The organism is Saccharothrix deserti (assembly GCF_009769385.1).
GTDB classification, from domain to species: Bacteria; Actinomycetota; Actinomycetes; order Mycobacteriales; family Pseudonocardiaceae; genus Actinosynnema; species Actinosynnema deserti.
This window is the reverse complement of the sequence record NZ_VKAB01000133.1, coordinates 1-2,090: the sequence shown is the minus strand read 5'-3', so window position 1 is coordinate 2,090 and position 2,090 is coordinate 1. Positions and strand designations below refer to the sequence as shown.

The window sequence follows — 2,090 nt, the reverse complement described above, 5'->3', positions numbered from 1 at the left end:
CCGGAGCGCTTCGCACGCCGTCCCCGTCCACCCGCACTGCCCGACGTGGCCTGGATCAACCAGCCCGCCGAGCAACCCCAACCAGCCCCGTAGACACAACCTGTCTCACTTGACTTGACAACTACCGGCCAGCCCGCCCCTCGCAGGAGCGATGCAGCTTGAGCCTCCGTGGAGCCATCGCCATAGGTGTCCAAGTGGTTCTGGAGGCTTGCCCGTGCTGCTTCCTTGGTGTCGAAGGAGTGTTCACTGTGCCATATCCCTGCCGCTGGCCCTTCGACGACTATCTCGGTCCAGCCCCATTGCTCTGCCATGGTCGTCCTTATCCGCGCCGCATGGCGCCCCTCGCCGTTCCACGCTGGTTTGTCCAAGATAGTCACCGGCCGTAGCGGCGAGTAGGCGCCGGGTGCGTGTTGTTTTTCTCGGCGGCGTGGTCGAGATCGATGCCGTCCAGGAGCCGTCGGGTGATCTTCTCGCTGCTGTCGAGGATGGCCTCGATCGCGGCGCCGCGGACGAGGTGGGACAGGCTGCCGATCATGCCGCCGGTGCGTTGGCGCAGGTAGCGGTCCAAGCCGACCATCGTGCCCGGTTGGTGGTGGTGCAGGCGCAGGGTGTGTTCCAGGGTGGCGACCACCCCGTGCCAGTCCTCGGCGTAGGGAAACGGGATGGTGGCGATCAGGCTGAACCGGCCGGCGATCTGCTGGCCGCGGGTGCCGGAGAACAGCCCCTTGCGTTCGACGTTGATTTCGGCGTAGACGAACGTGGCAGGGATGCGTTCGGAGAAGTACTTCAGCGTGTCCGACACTTCCGCTCCGGCCCGGGTGGCCAGCGAGACGTTGTGCAACTCATCCACGATCACCAGGCTGGTGCCGGTATCGCAGCAGACTCCGCAGACGGCCTCGATGATGTCGGCCATGTTCGCGCGGTTGGTGACGGGCAGGCCGAGGAATCGGGCGAACTCCGCAGCCAGCATCCGCGGGGTCGCGGCCGGTGGGACGGTCACATAGACCACAGGGATCCGGCCGGTGGCATGGGGATGCCGTTGGTGGTCGATGAGCTCGTGGGTCTTGCCGAACTGGGTGATCGCGGTCGTCTTGCCGGTGCCGGCGGCGCCGGAGAGGATCAGCCCTCGGCGGGCGCTGATCGCGTGCCGGTTGAGCAGGGTCAGCCGACGGCCAGCATGCACGACCTGGCGGATCGTGGACGTGGCCACCACGCTCAACCGGGTGTGGTAGTCCAGCCTGGCCTCGTCATAACCCAGCCGGTCCTGCTCACCGAGCTGCGTCCATTCCTTGCGGGACAACAACTCCGGAACGACCGGCATGTCGGTGGTGAAACGCCGCCAGCCCTGCAACGTGGTCCGATGACGGTGGGAGCCGTCGGCGTCAGGAGCCTGGTTTGCGTGCGGTGCGGCGGGAGCTGGGAATGGGACGGTCACCAGCGTTTGGTCGCTTCCTCGAACGGATCGAACACGCCCAGCGGGATGACCTTCGCCAGCTGCTCGCCCTCGAGGTGCTCGTCCTCGGTATCTTCGCTGCCGCTGACCGGTTCGGTGGGCTCGTCGATGTCTGGTCGTGGCCAGGCTGGGGTGTTGGTGGCCTTGGTTCGGCCTGTCACCCGCCGCGACCGGGTCGTCGCTGAGCTGGATGATGGGTCTGATGTGGTGTCGGGGCCGTGTTCGGCGCGGTTCAGCAGCGCGGTGGCAGCAGCGGCGATCTCGGCCTCGGTAGCCGCGTTGGCCCCGCGTTCGGCGAGGACTTGACGGGCGTGGTCCCAGGCGAGCTCGCCGAACGGGACCGGGGCGTGCCGCAGGTGCGTCCAGGTCACGCTGATCCATCCGCCGTCGTGGTGGTTGCGCACCCAGATCTGGGAGACGTCGTAGGGGTCATGGTGGACTTCCCATTGCCCGTTCTTTGTTCCGTACCGAGTTTGATGGAGACCATCAAGCCTGGATGATGAGGACTAACCCGGATCTTTCGTGTGGGTGACGGCCTGGCTTGAGACCGTGACCAGTGGCTGTTGCGGGTCCTCCTTCCGGTGTTCGGGATGGCCGAAGTGGCCCGTTGTCGGCCGGGTGCCGCCGGGTTCCACTG

General features: G+C 66.5%; 2 protein-coding genes. Both read right to left on the bottom strand.

Annotation, left to right across the window (positions count from 1 at the left end; all coding sequences use genetic code 11):
• Positions 1 to 373: 373 nt before the first annotated feature.
• The gene (locus FM051_RS49800) at positions 374 to 1,213 is read right to left on the bottom strand and encodes a TniB family NTP-binding protein (protein ID WP_238413270.1); all 840 of its coding nucleotides are present in this window, start codon (positions 1,211 to 1,213) and stop codon (positions 374 to 376) included.
• Positions 1,214 to 1,431: 218 nt separating this feature from the next.
• Positions 1,432 to 1,824, bottom strand: a complete 393-nt coding sequence (locus tag FM051_RS49795) for a hypothetical protein (protein WP_158854948.1) — start codon at positions 1,822 to 1,824, stop codon at positions 1,432 to 1,434.
• Between the last annotated feature and the right edge of the window lie 266 nt (positions 1,825 to 2,090).